Genomic DNA, 16,083 nt, shown 5'->3' on the forward strand with positions numbered 1-16,083 from the left:
TGAGGGTGTGTGGCTGACAACGACAGGAAAACTGTCGGAAAAATGGATGGCTGTACGCGTCGCCGCTTGAGGCTGGGTGATCGGGACCGGTGGGAGAGCGGCATCGCCGCTGGGCTCACTCGCTCTCGAGGTGGTCGGTCGGTGACGACGGACGGCGTCTTACCGACCGTTTCCGATCGGATAGGGGGCCATCGCTTCGACGCTCGAGACGCTGATATCGACGCTCGCACGCCAGACGCGCATCGTGGTTCGAACCGCTCGGTGCCACGACGCGGACGGCCGCGGCGGTCGACGGTCGCGCGTGGTATCGTCGGGGAGGGGACGTTTCGAGATCGTCGTCTCGCAGACGGGACAGACGTACTCCTCGTGGCGATTCCGCGTCCAGCGGACCCAGTCGCCGTCGATCGGGCTCGCGTGATCGCACTCCCAGCAGAAGAGGGTGGACTTTCGGGGGATTGGCGTCCGCTCGTCGTGGTTGGTTGTGTGTCGAGTCATCGCGCCTCCCTACCGGCTCGGGATATAAAGCCACCTGCTATGTTTGTGGGTGGTCCGATCGAATATACGACCGATTACGGCCGAAACGATGCGCCTGTTGGAGGCGAGAACGGGCTTCGACGCGAGGTCTGTCCGGCGTTCAGCGTGTCGATGACGGATCGTTCGAACTGCCCGTTCTGCGTGACGTTTCAGGTGAGTTCACTCGAGTGGATCAGCCGGTAGTTCGTTCTGCACAGCAAATCTGTCGGCGTCGTCGCCGACAGTATCGATTTTAGGCTCCAGCAGCTACGGGGCGTATGGACGCTAACAGGCCGACTCGGCTCGAGGACCGTGCCGATCTCGATGCGTTTCTCGAAGACCATATCGTCGCGCTCGTGGAGTGCTACACCAGCGGCTGTTCGAAGTGCCAGGCGATGGAGCCGGTGTTAGGAAACGTCGCTCGAGCGACCGGGATTCCCGTCGGGTTGGTGAATCCCGGCGACGATCTCTCTCTGGTCGACCGGTTCGAGATCGACTCGGTGCCGACGCTGTTGTGCTTTGAGAACGGACAGGAGGTCGGACGGCTGGCCGAAGGGTTCGTCGGTGCGGGCGCCGTCGTCGCATTCCTCGAGGCGACCGTTCCAAGCGCTGTCGAGATCGAGGCAGCCGATACCTGATACTCGAATTGGGTGCGTGAGCGCTCCTCGCCGAACGGATCGTTACTCGTCGTCGGCCTCGAGTTCGGTCGGATCGACCTCGCCCGCGAGATACTGTTCGCCCAGCTCCGTAATGTCGTACATGCCGATCGCTTGCTTCTTCAGAAGCCCACGTTTTGCGAGCTCTCGACAGCGGTAGGCGGCGTCCGGAGCGCGGCAGACGTCCTCTTCTTCGATGTGGTCGGGGTCGAAGATGTGGTTCTCGGTCATCAACTCGAGGATATCGTCGTCGACGGGAGTCATCCACTCGGCGGGGACGTCCCACTCGTATTCGTCGGGATTCGTGTCGTCCATACTGTCTCTCCGTTCACCAGGGGTGGCGTTGTGCGACAGAAGGTCGTCGTGCTACATGATCCTGTTGGATCGACCGCTCGAGTGGGTCCTGCCGATCGTGATCCGGTCTACCTGCTGTCGGCGGTATCGTACGTTCTACCGGAGGGTATCGTCCGTACCGTGGCCGATCGGAATCGCCTCGGCTCAGGGGCGTGACTGTTTCGGGGCGGAGTAGTCCACGTGGACGTTCGGGGCGGCGGCGGGTGACAGGCCCGTGATCTCGCGATCGACGAAAGTCACGTCGGTGAGGTCGCCGGTGAACTGGAATTGGATGGTTTCGGCTTCGACCGTCCCTTCGACGGTCGATCCCGAGACGACGGTCGCGTTTGTGCCACTGTCGTCCGTGAGCAGTTCGATCTCGCCGTCGACGGTGATCTCGAAACTCGAGGGGGTGTCGCGACCGATGATCGTCAGCGTGTTGGTGCGGTCCTCGCCGTTTTCGGTCCTGCTCGGTCTCGTCGCTGCGATCGTCGCCATCGGCGTTCCCGCGAGCGTCGGCGAGACGGCTCGATCGACTGCACCAGCCTGCTCGTCGGATTCAGTCTCGGAATCGATCGTCGCGTTCGTGCGTCCCATATACTGGATGAAGCCGAGTATGACAGTATAAGCCTTCTCACTGAACTAACGGTTAGCTGTTGTGAAATATATACTCTTGATACACTCTTTGTTAGTACGTTGGCCGGTTGCTCGCTCGAGGAGCCGGCTCGAATACTCGATCACGAAACACTTATACCAAAATCGATTGAACAATCGGTAAGCCCATTCTATGAGTCTTTCTCGTCTCCTCTCCGGTCTCTTTGCCGACTCGGAACCGAGTACCGAATCACCCGCGACGACACAGAACTCCGGCGAGCGCGAGGAGTCAACCACGGTCGTCCACGAGTGTCGAAACTGCGGAACGAACGTCTCGGAAGAGACGACGTGCTGCCCGGCGTGCGAGTCTGACGATATCGTCCGCTATTCGATCTAGGTGTCGGCTGAGGACTGTAACTGTTTTCTCAGCGTGAAAGCCGTCGAACTACCGGTGATCCGGTAGCTGCTCGCTACTGGTCCGTTCGGTGCTATACTCGTAGCCGGTCACCTCGAGGTCCTCGTCCTCGTCGGCGTCGAGCCAGATGCCGATGCCGAGCGCGACGACGCCGACCAGGAGCGTCGCGAACGACGCCATCGCACTGGTGAAGCCGTCCTTTCCGCGAAGGGTTCGGAAGAACGAGCCGGCGATACCGGCGGTGCCACCGGCCAGTCCGGCGGAGCCGGCGCCGTAGAAGACGACGCTCGGGTGGAACTCTTGGACGACGAACCGCGTTTTCAGCCGCCAGATAAAGCTCCGGAGCAACAGTAATGACACGAACCGAATGAACGGGACGTATCGAATGCTGCTCTCTTCCTCGCCGTAGACCGCCGTCATCGGCACATCTGCAACGCGCTGTTCGTTGACGTTGAGGTGGGTGAGGATGTGGTTGAGGAAGCCGTACTCGTCCGTAACCGAGTCGAGATCGAGTTCTTCGATCGTCTCGCGCGAAATCGCCGTGTAGCCGTTCTGCGGGTCGCTGATCGCCCAGTAGCCCGAGGCGAACTTCGAGAGCCCGGTGAGCATGGCATTGCCGACGAATCTGAACGTCGACATATCCTGTCGATCCTCGGGATCGAGGAGGCGATTCCCCTTCGCGTAGTCGGCTTCGCCTTCGACGACGGGATCGATGATTCGATGGAGGATATCGGGGTCCATCTGCCCGTCGCCGTTCATTACGGCGACGACGTCCATCTCGTCTTCGACGGCGTGTCTGTACCCCGTCTTGACCGACGCGCCGTAGCCCCGGTTCTCCTCGTGCTGGATCGGGACGACGCGTCGTCCCTCGCCGCCGTCGGTGACCGCGAGTTCGGGTCTGGGTTCGGCGGTCTCGTTGATTTGCGATGCGACCTGCTGGATCACCGCCCAGCTATCGTCGGGTGACGCGTCGTCGACGGCGTAGATTCGGTCGACGAAGTCGGGAACCGTCTCGATGACGGTTCCGACGAACGCCTCCTCATCGTAGGCCGTGACGACGACGCCGATTCGGTTGCCCTTATACATCGTCTCCTCCGTCGGTTGTCGTGCCGTCGACCGCGTCCGAACCGCTCGCTCGTTCGATCGTGCCGCCGTCCGCGGTCACCGACTGACCGTCCGTCGACACCGCGTCGCTTCCATCTGCGTCCGTCGGCGGTCGGCCGCTCGCTGCACCGCCGAGTGTGTACGCTCGGTGGTGCGTCTCCGAGAGGTCGACCGCGTCTCGGCCGTCGACGACGACCATCGGCTCGAGATCGGCCCACGGAATCTCGTCGAACTCCTGGTGGGGTGTGACGATCACGGCTGCGTCGAAGGTCTCGTTAGCGAGGTCGTCGATGCCGACGGCTCGAGCGCCGTACTCCTCGGGATCGACGAGCGGGTCGACACCGGCGACGTTCGCGCCGCGATCGGCTAACTCGTCGATGACGCCGATCGCGGGTGAGGCGCGAGTCTCCTCGACGCCTGGCCGGTACGTGATGCCGAGGACGACCACGGCGGCGTCCGCGAGATCGGTACCGGTGTTCGACAGTTCGTGCTCGAGTCGCTCCACGACGACCGCCGGCATCTCGTCGTTGATCCGTCGGGCGGTCCGCGTGAGATCCATCGGCTCTTCGTTTTGCGAGAGCAGGAAATGTGGGTAGTAGGGGATGCAGTGGCCCCCGACGCCCGGTCCCGGATCGTGGAGCTGACACATCGGCAGATCGTTGGCCGTCTCGATCGCTTCGCGGACCGAAATACCGAGTTCGTCGGCCAGCCGCCCCAGTTCGTTGGCCAGCCCAATGTTGACGTCGCGGTAGACGCCCTCGAACACCTTGACGGCCTCCGCAGTTGTCGCGTCCGAGACGGGATGGACGTCGTTGTCCGAAAGCTCGTCGTAAACGACCGCGGCGGCTCGCGTACTTTCGTCGTCGATGCCGCCGACGACCTTCGGGTACTGGCCGCGGATGTCACGCAGCGCCGTACCGGAGGAGGTCCGCTCCGGACAGAACGCGAGGCCGAACTCGTCGGCCGCCAGCCCGCTCTCCTGTTCGAGGTGTGGCTGGATTACGTCTCGGCAGCTCGTCGGCGGCAGTGTCGACTCGGCGATAACCAGATCGCCGGGCTCGAGACCGGTCGCGATGTCGTCGACTACCGACTCGACCGTCGTCAGGTTCGGTTCGTCGTTCTCGTCCAGCAGCGTCGGGACGATGATGACGTGGATCCGGGCGTTTGCAGCCGCTTCGGCGCCGTCAGTCGTCGCCTCGAATCGACCGACTTCGACCTGTTCGGCGACGAGTTCGCCGAGTCCCGGCTCGCCGATGACGTGGCTCTCGCCGCCGTTGATCGTCTCGACGACGTCGGGATCGATGTCGACGCCCGTGACGTTGCCCGTCGTCTCTGCGTAGACGCCCGCGAGCGGGAGCCCCATCTTCCCGAGGCCGTAGACCGCAACCGGGAGCTCGCCCGACGTGAGCAGTTTGCGTTGCTGACTCGGGGAGTCGCTCGAGTCGTAGAGACCGCCGTTCGAGTCGATCTCGGTTTTAGCGCCGTCGTCGGTTCCTGGCCCACCGGTTGTCTCTCGGCTCACTGGACTTGCACCTCCGTTTTCCTGACGTCCTCCTCGACGAGTTTCTCGATCGTCTGGACCGTCTCGAGGGCTTGGATCCCGTCTTCGGCGGTGACGACCGGTTCGGAACCGGTCCGAACGGCATCGACGAACGCCTCGAGTTCGTGACGGAGCGGTTCGCCGTTATCGACCCGCGGGCGTTCGATGACGCTCTCGTGTCGGTACCGGCGCTTGCCGTCGTCGACAACGTACTCCGGATAGGAGTTCCGGTGGATCAGTACGGACTGCTCGAGGTAGTCGACTTCGACCAGACACTCGCGAGCGGTCACGGTGAGTTTTCGGACCTTCTTCTGGGTCACGCGACTCGCGGTCAGCGAGGCGACGACGTCGTCGTACTGCATCGTTGTTGTGGCGTACTGGCCGTTTTCGGCACTCATTGCGGTCATCGTGTCCGGCTTCGCGTCGAGCACGGAGCCGACGACGTCGATGTCGTGGACCATCAGATCCGAGACGACGTTTCCGAGGGCGTCTCGATCAAGCGGCGGACCGAGGCGTTCGGCCTCGAGGCTGATGACGTCGAGGTCGTCGATCAGGTCGGTTACCGTCTGGACGGCCGGGTTGAACCGTTCGATGTGTCCGACCTGAAGGACGAGCCCTTCTCTGTCCGCCTGCTCCGCCAGCGCTCGCCCTTGCTCGGTCGTTTCGGCGATCGGCTTTTCGACGAGGACGTGGAGGCCCGCCGCCAGACAGTCCGAGACGACGTCGTAGTGTGCCTGCGTCGGGACGGAGACCGTCACGACGTCACAGCGATCGAGGACGGTTTCGAAGTCGACGGCCTCGGTGCCGTACTCGTCCGCGACTCGCTGTGCGATCGCTTCGTCGTGATCGGTGATGCAGGCGAGATCGACGTTTTGTAGTTCGCTATACACGCGCGCGTGGTTTTCGCCCATGGAACCGACGCCGATGACGCCGGCTCGAATCGGCCGTGAGGAGGGTGTTCGACTCATTGGGGGTGGAAGTGGTCCTGTACCGCGTCGACGACGGTTCGTCGATCGCACTCCGACAGTGACGGATGGACGGGAAGCGAGAGGACCGTCTCGGCCGCCCGTTCTGCGTTTGGCAACGTTTCTGCAGCCGTACTCACTGTCTCGTAGGCCGGCTGACGGTGAATCGGCGTGTCGTAGTAGACGGCGGTGTCGACGCCATGTTCGTCGAGCGTTGCTGCGATGGCCTCCCGATCGTCCGTCCGAATCGTATACTGGTGGTAGACGTGACGGTACCCTTCGGGAGCTGTCGGCGTCTCGATCGGTAGCTCCGCCAACTGCTCGTCGTAGTAGGCTGCGTTCTCACGACGCTCGCGGTTGAACTCGGGGAGTCGCTCGAGTTGGGCGCGGCCGACCGCGCCGGCCATACTCGTCATTCGGTGGTTGTGGCCCAGCTCAATGTGTTCGTAGCTTGCATCGTCACCGACGTCTCGACCGTGATTGACGTAGCCCGCGGCTCGGTCGGCGACGTCGTCGCGATCGGTGGTAATGATCCCACCTTCGCCGGTCGTCATGTTCTTCGTCGGATAGAACGAGAAGCAGGCCGCGTCACCGAGGGTGCCGACGCGGTCGCCGTCGATCTCCGCGCCGTGTGCCTGACAGGCGTCCTCGACGACGAAGAGGTCGTGTTCGTCCGCGATATCACCGATCGCGTTCATATCGGCTGCCAATCCGTAGAGGTGGACCGGCATGATGCCGACGACGTCGTCACGCTCTGTGAGCACCCGTTCGACGGCGCTCGGATCGAGGGTGTACGTCTCGGGGTCGATGTCCGCGAAGACGGGGGTACCGCCGGCGAGTCTGATCGCGTTTGCGCTCGCGACGAACGAGAACGGCGACGTGATGACGGCCTCGCCGTCCTCGAGACCCAGTGCCTCGAGTGCGGCGTGGAGGGCGGTCGTCCCGTTCGACGTCGCGACGGCCCGCTCGGCGCCGCAGTAGGCGGCGAATTCGTCTTCGAAGGCTCGCACTTCGGGACCGTCGGCGAGCATACCGCTCTCGAGAACTGACTCGACCCGATCGATGGCGTCCGAACTGATGTCGGGAGCGGCGATCGAGACGGATCCGCCCGCTTCACCGTCGGCCGCTCCGTTCTCGGCCGGTTCAGTTTCCGAGGTGTCGGATTCGGCGACGCCGCCGTCCGTCTCGGCGTCGATGTCTCTCTCGGAATCGGTTTCTGGCTCGGTCATGCGATCTGATTCGCCCCCTCGAGCGGTTTCGGAAGTTCTCGAATCGACGCCGGTGTGCCGACGGCGAGCGTATCGGGCGGGACGTCGTCGGTGACGACCGATCCGGCCGCGACGAAGGCGTTCTCTCCGATCGTGACGCCGGGTAGCAGCGTCGCGTTCGCACCGATCGACGCGCCGTCTTCGATGGTCGGTCCCTCGAGCCCGTCGTCAGTCCTGATCGGGTACTCGTCGTTGGTCAGCGCGGCGCTCGGCCCGATGAACACGTTGTCCCCGATCGTCGTTTCGGTCGGGATGTAGACGTTCGTCTGCAGACTGACGTGCGACCCGATCGTTGTCTGGCCGTCGATGACCGTCTTGGTGCCGACGAGGACGTCGTCGCCGATCGTCGTTCCTTCTCTGACGAGTACATCGTGGCCCGTGGTGAACTCGTCGCCGATCGTGACGTCACCGTAGACGATCGATCCGGCTCTGATCGTCGCGCCGTCGCCGACTCGGGTCGGCGCATCGAACTCGCCGTGGCCGACCGTCACGTCGTCGTCGACCGTACAGTCGTCTCCACAGACGAACCGGCTCACCGCGGCTCACCTCCCGAACTGAAGCCCGCTACGTGTCGTCGAAATCTTGCGTGTCGTCGTTGATATATCATTGATACCTCGATACCCGTGTGGGCAATCATCCAGATACAGCCGGTAACACGGCTTTGTTATCCCCGGCCTGCGAGACGTGTAGCCAGGAGCTATACTCTCGACGAACCGGAGTATTGCCGAATTGTCGAGAACCAGCCGTTCACTCCGCTGTTCGATCGCTCCGGGTCCGTATTCGTGAGGAAATATTGGATTATATGTCGGTCATGGCAACCGACTGGTACAGATACCTTTCGCCAGGGTAGTCGAGTGATAGTAAAGTGCCACAGTCTGGCATTCGGTATCGTGAGGTATCCGAACATACCCGTGACACGGGAATGGGAGCCACTTCGGGAACGCGAGGACGCTTATGTCTAAACACGAACTGACGCAAGCCGAACTGTTCGACGTCTTTAGCAACGCCCGGCGACGCCGAGCCGTCCAGTATCTCAAGCGACACGGAGGGAGCTGCGATCTCGCTCCGCTGGTCGAGCAGGTCGCCGCCTGGGAGAACGGTATCGACTCGGACGATGTCACGCGCACGCAGCGACGGCGCGTCTACATCTCCCTGTACCAGACCCATCTGCCGATGCTCGAGGAGCACGGCATCGTCGACTGGGATCCGGACGATCACGCCATCGATCTCCTTCCGGGCGACGATGTCTTCGAGCCGTACCTCGATCATCGACTCGAGAATCAGCGCCCCTGGCATCGGCTCTACGCGTCGGTCACGGCGCTTGGCGTGATCGGGGTCGCGCTGTCGTGGCTCTCGATCGGTCCCTTGACGGCGACCGTCGCACCGGCGATCGCACTGGTCCTGTGTCTGCTCGTTCTTGCGGTTTCGGTCGCCCAACACGTCTCGCGTCGCCCCGAATTCGACCTGCAACTGGCACTGTAACCGAGCGTGCCATCTCGCTCTGGGTCGACCGGACTTTTCGCTCACCGAGAGCGGCGTCTCCGGCTCGAGACCGGTTGCATCATCGATCTGGGTTCTCGTGACTGCCCTCGTTCGTGGTTTGGAGCGGTCGCTCTCGTCGAACTGATACTATCGAGCGAGACGGTTTTCGATCCATCGCGCAACGACCGTGCCATCGGGAGCGGACGCTACTCACGACATTGACTGAGACATGACGTATCCGCCGCGACGGTCGTCGTTTTCGTCTCCGAGCCGATGTGCGGGTAGTGGGCGTCTCGAGTTGGCTGTCGCGGAACGCTGCGGACGTGAACCGGTTCGACCGTTGTGGCGTCCCCTCGGCAGTAAAATCGGTGTTTCGTCCGGTCACAATTGCGGTGCTGTGTCGGATCAACACGATTGCGTCCCAGTTCCAGCTTGCGACGGCTGCCCAGCCGTTCCGCCTGGTAGCGACTGTCCAGTGTCGGTACGGCTCGGCTTGGGCCCGAAGAGCGGTGGACAGGACCGAAGAGACGGCGACGGACGTTACTCGGTCGTCACCCAGAAGAAGGTGTCCTCGTCGGCGTTGTCGTTCGTCGGTTCGTCGGGCGCGTCACCCTCGTACATGAGGACGCTGATACGGACCGTCTCTCCCTCGCCCGCCGTCGGCGTAATTGCTAGCTCGCCGGTCCCGGTCGTGCCGTCGTCGAGCGTCGTCTCGAGCTCGTCGAGTTCGGTTCGTTCGACGACCTCACCGTCCTCGATCACCTGTTCTTGGACGACGACCGTGTAGTCGGTCTCCTCGCCCTCCTGGTTCTCGATCGAGACGGTCACCGGAACCGACTCGCCCGCCTCGATCTCGTCGTCGATTCCTCCGGCGACCAGGTCACCGTCGTCGTTCTCGCTGTACAGTGCCAGTTCGCTGAACCCGCCCGTCGAGACTGGGGCAAGAAACCCGATGAGAAGGGCCCCTACAGCCAGCCCGATCGCGAGGACGAGCAACGCGGACGAGACCGTCGCGACGGCGCTTTCATCCTGCCGAAGTCTCGAGACCGACGCGAGCGGGGAGACGACGAATCGCTCCGGCTTCGGTGTTCGGAGCCGACGAAGGGCGCCGAGTTGTGCCAGAACGACGGTGGCGATCACGAGTGCAGCCGCGATCGAACCGGTTGCGAGACCCCACTGAGTAAACGGCAGCGCGATCACGAGCGCGGGAACGATCGCGAGCGACACCGCGAACGACAGTCCGAGTCGTTCCACGACGTCGATTCCGCGAGGCCGCGTTTCGATGGACGCTGATGTCGTTTTCCGCGCGCTCCGATCTCCCGCCGGAAAGAGCACCGAGATGAGTGCGTATCCCGGAAGGAACAACGCGAGCGGGAACGTCACGAACAGTCTGAGGACGTTTCCTTCCGGAAACCACGTGGCTACCCCGTACGCCAGTACTGCGGCGACTGAGACGACCGCGAGATCTACCGGATACTCCCGGACGACACCGAATCCCGTCTGTGTACTCGTTTCGTGGCTCATCGATCGACCACTAGATGGTGCTGGTCAGTCTTTCGCCTGGCTCGAGCCGACACGAATATCATTCTCGAATCGTTATCTCAAAGGACTCTCTATTGCTTTGTTATGCCCGGGTTACCGCGATATCGGCCCCGTTCGGTACCGGTGGGACGTCAGTCTCACTCACGCTCTCGACGCCCGTTGTCGATCGACGATACTCGTCTCGTATCGCACTTTTAGAAGTCGACGTACTGTGCTTCCCACTCGCGACGTTCGTCGATTCGCTCTCGACCGTCGTCCGTAATCGCGTAGTAGTTCGTTCGTCTGTCGAGCTGTCCCTTCTCGACCAGCTCCTTATTCACGAGTGTATCGAGGTTCGGATAGAGGCGACCGTGATTGATCTCCGAACTGTAGTACTTCTCGACTTCGTCCTTGACGGTCTGTCCTGAGGGCTGATCGGCACCTGCGATCACGTACAGGAGGTCGCGTTGGAAGCCGGTCAGATCGTGCATTGTTCAATCACAGTGACCATTCCACTGAATAGATATTTGTTATCCGTATCATACAGCAGTGTTAGAACTCCTTTCAAGACATGTTCGACGAACTAAAGTGAACGTTCTCGAGACAGTCTCGGACACTACTATTCGAACCGATAGAGTCGCTCATTCGGATTGTACGTCCGACGCCGGTTCGTCAGTTCAGTCCGGATCACATCAGCACTACCGCGATTCGGAACGCGTCAGTCGTCGATCTCCGACACCGAGACGTCGATCCCGTCCCCACCGATCTGGACCTGCAGCGTCTCGATCGTCGCCTCGTACGCCGTCGTGTGCGAGCCGTCGTCGTCGAACCGAACGCACTCCGAGAGGAGATCGCTCTCGAGGAGGTTGTTGATTCGTCGGTACACCGTCGCCGACGAGCTATCCGTTCGGTTGGTCAGTTCCTTCGCCGTCTTCGGTCCGTCACTCGTCGCGACGAGGATCGTTCGCGCACACTCGTCCCCGAGGACGTCGAGTTGGGCGGACGGTTCTGGCGTCGGTTCGGATCGCGTATTACTCGCTTGCATTGACATCGTCGAAATCACTCAGTTGTGGCGGGTTGGAGCCGTTCACTCTCACGAGCGGGGGATCGAGACGGGTCGACCGGGAATACGGTCCATCCCCATCATGGGCACCAGTATGTTCCAGCACGACGATGAGTAAGCGATAGTGGTATTTTATAACGATGTACCTTATATCTCGAAACAAGATCATTCTTTAGCGAAACTCCTAATTTCTATCTGGAAATGGGAGCTTTCGGACGGTATGGGATAGGTCAATCCGCTGTTTGCCCGTCGAATGCAAGGCAAGCCATCTAAACTCGGTGTGGAAACCGTCCTGTCGAACTATCGTCATTCGGTGACACACCGCTGTTATCGTAGGGTACAGGGCGGAAACCCCGTATTTCGCGGTTCTCACGGCTGTGCGTCGGGTGAACGGTCGGCGTCCTTTATCCACGTTTGCTCCCCTCGATAGAAGTGATGCCCGGACGACTTCGGCGATGTACCGGTGTCTGCGCCATCGCTGGTCGGTCTCGACGACCGACCGACGTCGGTGACCGACGCCCACTCGCCTCGTCCGAGTACCCCCCCATCCAACCATGAAATCCACCCAACAAGATTGGAAGCCCATGGAATCGTCGACCGCAGGCGCACGATGTCGCAACTGTGGCACCCATGTAACCCAACAGTTCGCACGCGTCTTCGGTGACAACGGAGATATCGTCCACGGCTGTCCGGCCTGTACGACCTATCGTGAGATGCAGTCCGGTAACCATCTGCCGGGTAAGTGAGGGCGACACGATTTTGCGGTCCGATTTCGTTGCGCGACACCCCGATTCGGTGATTACGAGCGACCGCCCGCCGAACGCCGTCGACTCCTTCCCGGACCGAAATCGATCCCGATTCGTGTTCTCAGCCAGTTCGTTCGGCACCGCGCTGACAAAACGGTCTCGTCAGCGATACCGCCGACCGCCTCATCGACGTGTCGAGAGACACCTGTGTATCCCGAACTTACTGCTATTCTGGTCGTGCTGGCCGCGTCAGCGGCAGGTCAGGTGGGATCTAGTCTGCAAAAGTTAAAGTTAGTGGTCTGCGAAACGACGATGCGTATGGTACCTGGTGGTGGACTGCTCGTCGACAATACGCGCTCTTCCTGATCGATGTCTGTCCAGACCAATCGTTCCGAGTCACTCGCCGAAAGTGAAGTGTTCCACATCCTCGGGAACGACAGACGGCGGGCTATCGTCCAACTCCTCGCCGAGGAGGCCGGACAGGTCGACGTCTCCGACATCGCATCGGAGATCGCTGCCAACGAAACCGACACGACACCTGTTCCGAACAATCTGTACAAAAGCGTCTACGTCTCCCTCCAGCAGACGCATCTTCCACAGCTCCAGGAGGATGCCGTCATCGAGTACGATTCCGACGCGAAGACGATCCAGCGGGGTCCGAACTTCGACGATGTCCTGCAGTACATCGACGGCCACGGGGAGACCGAGTCGACGGCGCTCCGGTTTCACTTCGCCGTCTGTCTGCTCGGCCTCGCTGTGATCGCGTTCGCCGGGCTCGGGATTCCGCTGCTTTCGAGCGTCGATCCCGTTCTCTCGAGCGTCGTCGTGCTGTTGGCCGTTGCTGCGAGCAGCCTGTATCGGCTGCTCGCGTGACGCCACTATCGGCTGTCGTGTGGCGCTGCTGTCAGTGAGTGACTTTTGAGAACGCGTTTCGGTCTGCGGTTCGATAGCGCCGAGAAAAGCGGCTGTTCGACGGGGTGATCCGACGAGCTGTGCCTAGAGCGCGCTCGCGATGGCGGGCTGGATGTCGGCACCGTCGTCGTCGCCAGCATCGTCGTAGTCGTCGGAGTGCTCAGCCGATCCGTCGTCGATTGGGTGGTGTGGTAGCTCACCGAGATCACCGACGAACACGAAGACGGACGCGTGTTCGATCACGACGTCGTACTCGTCGTGGTCGGCTGCATCGTGTGCGTCGTCAACTGAATCCGCTTCGACGCCGTCCGTTCCGTTGTCGGCGTCGTGGTGGTCGCCGTCGGCATGGTGGTGACCGCTGTCGGCGTCGTAATGGTGGTCGTCACCGTGGTGATCGTAAATCGGCACGATCGTCACCGTCTCGATAGTGACGTTGAGTTCGATATCGGTGAACGTGTAGCCGAGTTCGTCGAGATCGTACGTCTCGTTCGCACCGTCGTGAGCCGCATCGTCACCGGCAGTCGCATCGGTTTCGGCTGCGTCGCCGTCGATTGCAGCGCCCTCGAGATCGTCGTCAACATCGACATCGTTCGCGTCGACGTCGACGTGGTGGCCGTCGGCTGGCTTGTCGTGCGGTAGTTCATCGAAGAACACGAAGATCGTCACCTCTTCGATGAGAACGTCGACGGTATCGTCATCGACCGCTTCGGGTTCCTCTTCAACTGGTTCGTCGTCGGCGTCTACAGCCTCTTCGTCAGCCGGCTCCTCCGCTACCGGTTCATCTTCGACTGCGTCAGGCTCTTCTTCGGGTGGTTCGTCGTCAGCATCGTCAGGGGCCACGTCGGCTGGCTCCTCCTCAACCGGTTCCTCGTCGACGTCTACACCCTCTTCGTCAACCGGCTCCTCCGCTACTGGCTCTTCTTCGACCGCTTCAGGGGTCTCTTCGGGCGGTTCCTCCGATTCCGCGTCGACGGTGACGACGGCTTCGTCGGTCACCGGCTCGTCGTCAGCAGTGAGGTACGGACCGTCTTCCGCACCGTCGGTCTCGACGAAGTCGTACTCCTCGTTGTCGTTCGTGTCGAAGTGGGGCATCGCGATGAGCGTCTCGTCCTCCTCGAGCGGCTCGTCGAGGGTCACTTCGACGTTCTCGTGTGTCCCCGCGTCGAGATACTCGGAGACGCCGATGACGCTCTCGAAGACGTTGCCCGCGAGCAGGCTGCTGTCGTGAATCACGACGAAGCCGCCGTCATCGACCGTCACTTCGTCGACGACGACCGTGTCGTTCTCGAGTTCCTGGTCGGTGAACGTCACGGTCGCTTCGGCGTCCTCGTCGACGCCGTCCTCAGGTGGATCCACCTCCTCGTCAGCGTCGTCGGGATCCGCGTCATCTCCGTCCGCATCTGTGTCCTCGCCCGCGTCTGAATCGTCGTACTCGTCCTCGTCGTGCTCATCGAGGGTCGCGGTCGGCGCCGCACCCGCGACCATCGCCCCGCTCGAGCACACCATCATCAAGGCGGTGAGTACTACGAGTAGCTGATTGCGTGTAGTCATGTCTGTCTGCCGTAAGGCACCGGCTAATGGCTATTAGCCCGCATAAACCGCCACAACCATTGCGGCCGGAAATCGCATCCTACGGCCGGTAGGGATTGCTTCAGGCAGTGCTTCGCACCACGAAAGCAATAGTTGCTGATACGTTTGCTACGGCTGTCAGCGGTGGCCGTCACTCGCTTTTCGGTTTCTCTGGTGACTGGGAGGCCGTCGGCTCGTGACCCGGGAGACAGACCAGGTTCTCCCGACCGAGACGAAGTTTCGTGACTCGGCCTTCCTCCTCGAGTTCGGCGAGCAGTCGACTGACCTTCGCTTTCGACCAGTCGACGGAGTCGACGATTCTCGATTGCTTCATCCGACCGCCGTTCTCGCGGACGAGTTGTTGAACTCGCTCTCGGTCGGTCAGGAACTCCTCGCTCCGTGGCTCCGACTCGGTGACGAGCGTGTCCCGCTCGTCAAATCGGTTGCGGGCGGCGAGGACGCCACCGAGGAGCGCGAGTGCCAGAATGCCGATCAGCGCTGCGAGGTGTGGGCTCCACCCGATCTGGGCCGGCTGTCCGTGGCTGGAGACGATAAGTGGGATGAGTGTCTCGACGCTCGTGCCGGTGGGGACTGATGCGGTGCTGACCGTACTGAAAGCGGCGACCGCCGCGACGGAGGCTCGGAACTGAATGCTCATGTGGGCTGGGTGTGGCTGGTTTCACTCACGTTTCTCTATACCGTCGTGACCGCTCCTCAAAATGTTTTTTATCAATCATTTATTCGTACGATATCGTATCTCATGGGAGGTGATAGATCGTGCGCTCGTCTCCTGTCGCGATGTCGTGGACGGACGACAGTTAGATCGCGTACAGTTCGGGCTCGTGCACAGCAGCGCTGTACAGTTGTCGCACACGATCCGCTCGCTCGAAACCCCGTGCCGATTGCGTCGGTTGTGTTCACTGGTGCTTCTCCACCACCGAAGCTGCCGCATTCACCGTGGGAGTTGGTGGCCGCGACGGCGATCACTCGGTGTTGCTCCGACGATACGTAGACCGAGGGTTCGAATAAACTCGGTCGGACGTTCGCAACGACTAGCTCGGATTCCACTCGATTTAGTCGGTAAGTAAATACTTCCGTGAGTCTCTCGAAATCCGTTCAATTTATCGCTACCAACGGGTCGGTCGTGGCGGCAGAGAGCGATTCTGTCAGTGGTATGTCGGCCGTGGCTGTCGTTGCTGTTGTGAATCAATCTGTTGCTGCCATCGTCAGTCGTGGCGGTCGGCGACCGACGACGACCGCCAGTCCGTCGGCTACTTCGAGTGGGGGGCAACTGGATTACACGCCATCTCCGGACCCGGTCCCGCCGAACTGGCGGGCGAGTTCGAGGACAGAAGTCGTTCTCTGCTGTCGCGTTACGAGCCGATGCCCTCCGGAGGGGTAG

General features: G+C 61.6%; 18 protein-coding genes. 5 read left to right on the forward strand and 13 right to left on the reverse strand.

What is annotated here, in order from left to right; genetic code table 11:
* Window positions 1-159: 159 nt before the first annotated feature.
* Window positions 160-495 (reverse strand): DUF8106 domain-containing protein, encoded by a 336-nt coding sequence (locus tag ACSFDB_RS19655; protein WP_440772599.1) that lies wholly within the window; start codon window positions 493-495, stop codon window positions 160-162.
* Between the two features lie 296 nt (window positions 496-791).
* Here ACSFDB_RS19655 and ACSFDB_RS19660 point away from each other — a divergent pair, with 296 nt between their 5' ends.
* Window positions 792-1,151 carry a thioredoxin family protein gene (locus ACSFDB_RS19660; protein ID WP_440772600.1) on the forward strand — a complete coding sequence of 120 codons (360 nt, stop codon included), beginning with the start codon at window positions 792-794 and terminating at the stop codon, window positions 1,149-1,151.
* Window positions 1,152-1,193: 42 nt separating this feature from the next.
* Here the strand turns inward: ACSFDB_RS19660 and ACSFDB_RS19665 are convergent, their stop codons facing one another.
* The gene (locus ACSFDB_RS19665) at window positions 1,194-1,484 is read right to left on the reverse strand and encodes a winged helix-turn-helix domain-containing protein (RefSeq protein WP_440772601.1); all 291 of its coding nucleotides are present in this window, start codon (window positions 1,482-1,484) and stop codon (window positions 1,194-1,196) included.
* A 183-nt stretch (window positions 1,485-1,667) separates the two neighbouring features.
* Window positions 1,668-2,099, reverse strand: coding sequence for a hypothetical protein (locus ACSFDB_RS19670; RefSeq protein WP_440772602.1), 432 nt, complete (start codon window positions 2,097-2,099; stop codon window positions 1,668-1,670).
* A gap of 190 nt (window positions 2,100-2,289) precedes the next feature.
* Between ACSFDB_RS19670 and ACSFDB_RS19675 the strand changes: the two genes are divergently transcribed.
* On the forward strand, window positions 2,290-2,493 hold the full coding sequence (locus ACSFDB_RS19675; protein WP_440772603.1) for a hypothetical protein: 204 nt from the start codon (window positions 2,290-2,292) through the stop codon (window positions 2,491-2,493).
* Between the two features lie 48 nt (window positions 2,494-2,541).
* On the opposite strand, the gene ACSFDB_RS19680 is transcribed toward ACSFDB_RS19675, so the two are convergent.
* From ACSFDB_RS19680 to ACSFDB_RS19700, 5 genes are read right to left on the reverse strand one after another with little or no spacing between them, the layout of a single operon-like run.
* Window positions 2,542-3,597 (reverse strand): glycosyltransferase family 2 protein, encoded by a 1,056-nt coding sequence (locus tag ACSFDB_RS19680; protein WP_440772604.1) that lies wholly within the window; start codon window positions 3,595-3,597, stop codon window positions 2,542-2,544.
* Window positions 3,590-5,083, reverse strand: coding sequence for a nucleotide sugar dehydrogenase (locus tag ACSFDB_RS19685; protein WP_440772724.1), 1,494 nt, complete (start codon window positions 5,081-5,083; stop codon window positions 3,590-3,592). Before ACSFDB_RS19685 ends, ACSFDB_RS19680 begins: the two co-directional genes overlap by 8 nt.
* A 50-nt stretch (window positions 5,084-5,133) precedes the next feature.
* Window positions 5,134-6,123: a Gfo/Idh/MocA family oxidoreductase gene (locus ACSFDB_RS19690; RefSeq protein WP_440772605.1), complete on the reverse strand. Its 990-nt coding sequence runs from the start codon at window positions 6,121-6,123 to the stop codon at window positions 5,134-5,136.
* Window positions 6,120-7,349 (reverse strand): DegT/DnrJ/EryC1/StrS family aminotransferase, encoded by a 1,230-nt coding sequence (locus tag ACSFDB_RS19695; RefSeq protein ID WP_440772606.1) that lies wholly within the window; start codon window positions 7,347-7,349, stop codon window positions 6,120-6,122. The genes ACSFDB_RS19690 and ACSFDB_RS19695 overlap by 4 nt, the downstream gene beginning before the upstream one ends.
* The gene (locus ACSFDB_RS19700; RefSeq protein WP_090311564.1) at window positions 7,346-7,924 is read right to left on the reverse strand and encodes an acyltransferase; all 579 of its coding nucleotides are present in this window, start codon (window positions 7,922-7,924) and stop codon (window positions 7,346-7,348) included. The genes ACSFDB_RS19695 and ACSFDB_RS19700 overlap by 4 nt, the downstream gene beginning before the upstream one ends.
* 418 nt (window positions 7,925-8,342) lie before the next feature.
* Between ACSFDB_RS19700 and ACSFDB_RS19705 the strand changes: the two genes are divergently transcribed.
* Window positions 8,343-8,870 (forward strand): DUF7344 domain-containing protein, encoded by a 528-nt coding sequence (locus ACSFDB_RS19705; RefSeq protein ID WP_440772607.1) that lies wholly within the window; start codon window positions 8,343-8,345, stop codon window positions 8,868-8,870.
* A 540-nt stretch (window positions 8,871-9,410) separates the two neighbouring features.
* Here ACSFDB_RS19705 and ACSFDB_RS19710 read toward each other — a convergent pair.
* The 3 genes from ACSFDB_RS19710 to ACSFDB_RS19720 form a co-directional block, all read right to left on the reverse strand.
* Entirely contained in the window at window positions 9,411-10,394 is a 984-nt protein-coding gene (locus ACSFDB_RS19710) for a DUF8471 domain-containing protein (RefSeq protein ID WP_440772608.1), read from the reverse strand.
* Between the two features lie 212 nt (window positions 10,395-10,606).
* Window positions 10,607-10,882: a PadR family transcriptional regulator gene (locus ACSFDB_RS19715; RefSeq protein WP_006091066.1), complete on the reverse strand. Its 276-nt coding sequence runs from the start codon at window positions 10,880-10,882 to the stop codon at window positions 10,607-10,609.
* A 227-nt stretch (window positions 10,883-11,109) separates the two neighbouring features.
* A complete protein-coding gene (locus ACSFDB_RS19720; RefSeq protein WP_440772609.1) occupies window positions 11,110-11,442 on the reverse strand; it encodes a helix-turn-helix domain-containing protein in 333 nt (110 codons plus the stop codon).
* A gap of 596 nt (window positions 11,443-12,038) precedes the next feature.
* Between ACSFDB_RS19720 and ACSFDB_RS19725 the strand changes: the two genes are divergently transcribed.
* Both ACSFDB_RS19725 and ACSFDB_RS19730 read left to right on the forward strand, forming a co-directional pair.
* Window positions 12,039-12,200 carry a DUF7563 family protein gene (locus ACSFDB_RS19725; protein ID WP_175529395.1) on the forward strand — a complete coding sequence of 54 codons (162 nt, stop codon included), beginning with the start codon at window positions 12,039-12,041 and terminating at the stop codon, window positions 12,198-12,200.
* A 369-nt stretch (window positions 12,201-12,569) separates the two neighbouring features.
* Complete coding sequence (locus ACSFDB_RS19730) at window positions 12,570-13,073, forward strand: DUF7344 domain-containing protein (RefSeq protein WP_090311557.1); 504 nt, start codon at window positions 12,570-12,572, stop codon at window positions 13,071-13,073.
* 123 nt (window positions 13,074-13,196) lie between these two features.
* On the opposite strand, the gene ACSFDB_RS19735 is transcribed toward ACSFDB_RS19730, so the two are convergent.
* Both ACSFDB_RS19735 and ACSFDB_RS19740 read right to left on the reverse strand, forming a co-directional pair.
* Window positions 13,197-14,663, reverse strand: a complete 1,467-nt coding sequence (locus ACSFDB_RS19735) for a DUF7282 domain-containing protein (RefSeq protein ID WP_440772610.1) — start codon at window positions 14,661-14,663, stop codon at window positions 13,197-13,199.
* A 169-nt stretch (window positions 14,664-14,832) separates the two neighbouring features.
* Window positions 14,833-15,339 (reverse strand): helix-turn-helix transcriptional regulator, encoded by a 507-nt coding sequence (locus ACSFDB_RS19740; RefSeq protein ID WP_440772611.1) that lies wholly within the window; start codon window positions 15,337-15,339, stop codon window positions 14,833-14,835.
* Between the last annotated feature and the right edge of the window lie 744 nt (window positions 15,340-16,083).

The sequence above is a fragment of the Natronorubrum amylolyticum genome (assembly GCF_052040145.1).
Taxonomy (GTDB): Archaea; Halobacteriota; Halobacteria; order Halobacteriales; family Natrialbaceae; genus Natronorubrum.

Coding starts and splice junctions, on each gene's coding strand:
- ACSFDB_RS19655 (WP_440772599.1), bottom strand. CDS start 495: ATGACTCGACACACAACCAACCACGACGAGCGGACGCCAATCCCCCGA.
- ACSFDB_RS19660 (WP_440772600.1), top strand. CDS start 792: ATGGACGCTAACAGGCCGACTCGGCTCGAGGACCGTGCCGATCTCGAT.
- ACSFDB_RS19665 (WP_440772601.1), bottom strand. CDS start 1,484: ATGGACGACACGAATCCCGACGAATACGAGTGGGACGTCCCCGCCGAG.
- ACSFDB_RS19670 (WP_440772602.1), bottom strand. CDS start 2,099: ATGGGACGCACGAACGCGACGATCGATTCCGAGACTGAATCCGACGAG.
- ACSFDB_RS19675 (WP_440772603.1), top strand. CDS start 2,290: ATGAGTCTTTCTCGTCTCCTCTCCGGTCTCTTTGCCGACTCGGAACCG.
- ACSFDB_RS19680 (WP_440772604.1), bottom strand. CDS start 3,597: ATGTATAAGGGCAACCGAATCGGCGTCGTCGTCACGGCCTACGATGAG.
- ACSFDB_RS19690 (WP_440772605.1), bottom strand. CDS start 6,123: ATGAGTCGAACACCCTCCTCACGGCCGATTCGAGCCGGCGTCATCGGC.
- ACSFDB_RS19695 (WP_440772606.1), bottom strand. CDS start 7,349: ATGACCGAGCCAGAAACCGATTCCGAGAGAGACATCGACGCCGAGACG.
- ACSFDB_RS19705 (WP_440772607.1), top strand. CDS start 8,343: ATGTCTAAACACGAACTGACGCAAGCCGAACTGTTCGACGTCTTTAGC.
- ACSFDB_RS19710 (WP_440772608.1), bottom strand. CDS start 10,394: ATGAGCCACGAAACGAGTACACAGACGGGATTCGGTGTCGTCCGGGAG.
- ACSFDB_RS19715 (WP_006091066.1), bottom strand. CDS start 10,882: ATGCACGATCTGACCGGCTTCCAACGCGACCTCCTGTACGTGATCGCA.
- ACSFDB_RS19720 (WP_440772609.1), bottom strand. CDS start 11,442: ATGTCAATGCAAGCGAGTAATACGCGATCCGAACCGACGCCAGAACCG.
- ACSFDB_RS19725 (WP_175529395.1), top strand. CDS start 12,039: ATGGAATCGTCGACCGCAGGCGCACGATGTCGCAACTGTGGCACCCAT.
- ACSFDB_RS19730 (WP_090311557.1), top strand. CDS start 12,570: ATGTCTGTCCAGACCAATCGTTCCGAGTCACTCGCCGAAAGTGAAGTG.
- ACSFDB_RS19735 (WP_440772610.1), bottom strand. CDS start 14,663: ATGACTACACGCAATCAGCTACTCGTAGTACTCACCGCCTTGATGATG.
- ACSFDB_RS19740 (WP_440772611.1), bottom strand. CDS start 15,339: ATGAGCATTCAGTTCCGAGCCTCCGTCGCGGCGGTCGCCGCTTTCAGT.